This window comes from Shewanella sp. 5_MG-2023 (assembly GCF_030547465.1).
Classification (GTDB): domain Bacteria; phylum Pseudomonadota; class Gammaproteobacteria; order Enterobacterales; family Shewanellaceae; genus Shewanella.
Window position 1 is genome coordinate 1 of record NZ_JAUORC010000086.1, and the last position, 828, is coordinate 828.

Genomic DNA, 828 nt, shown 5'->3' on the forward strand with positions numbered 1-828 from the left:
CCTCACGCCGCAGGGGGCATCAATTAAGCCCCAAGGGCATGGAATATGAACTCACGGATTGAGTAGCGATAACCCTCTCTCTCCGAAAGTAAAGAACAAGCCGTTACACGAGACCTTCGGCTCGTGAACTAAATCGTTAGGTGCACAAGGAGGTCTCATGCAATCTGCTGACAAGCAAACTTTAAAGATAATCTCATCAATTATTCTAGTACAAGGAGGAATTTTACTTTACTGGATTATTACGTCAGATAATTTCTTTGGCTCCATTGGTTTCGCGACATTATCAAGTGTAGGCATACTGTCGTGGGGCATAGCAGCTTTAGTTGTTATCTCATATGCTTGGGGGGCCGCAAGTATCTCCAATGTACGCGAGCATATGTTTAAGTTTAATAAACTAAAATATTTAGCTCTACTAGGTGCTTTAGTTTCTGGTTTTTTTGAAGAAATACTATTTCGTAAAATATTAATGGATTACCTTCAAGAAGAAGGCTTTAGTAATTTCACTCAAATAATTATTTCTGGTATCGCATTTGGAGTTGCACACTTAGTATGGGGCGGCAAGGCTTTATCAGCAGCTATAAATGCTACATTTTATACTTTTTTTCTAGGTTCTGGTCTTGCGCTTATCTACATAATGAGCGATAGAAATTTAGCTCTTTGCATTATCGCACACACAATAGTTACTGGATTAATCGAACCAGGCTTAATAAAGTCAGCAGTATTAAATAAGTTGGGCTATTTGAAAGAGCGCACCTAACAGATAAGGATAGGCCGCGCGTAGCCGCGTCCTTATCCCAAGTGTTGAACAAGCCCGAGTGATACCTTTAT

General features: G+C 40.1%; 1 protein-coding gene. It reads left to right on the top strand.

The genetic code is table 11. The features are described 5' to 3' along the window. The first annotated feature begins 157 nt into the window (after positions 1 to 157). Positions 158 to 757, top strand: coding sequence for a CPBP family intramembrane glutamic endopeptidase (locus tag Q4557_RS19780; RefSeq protein ID WP_303415049.1), 600 nt, complete (start codon positions 158 to 160; stop codon positions 755 to 757). Positions 758 to 828: the final 71 nt, after the last annotated feature.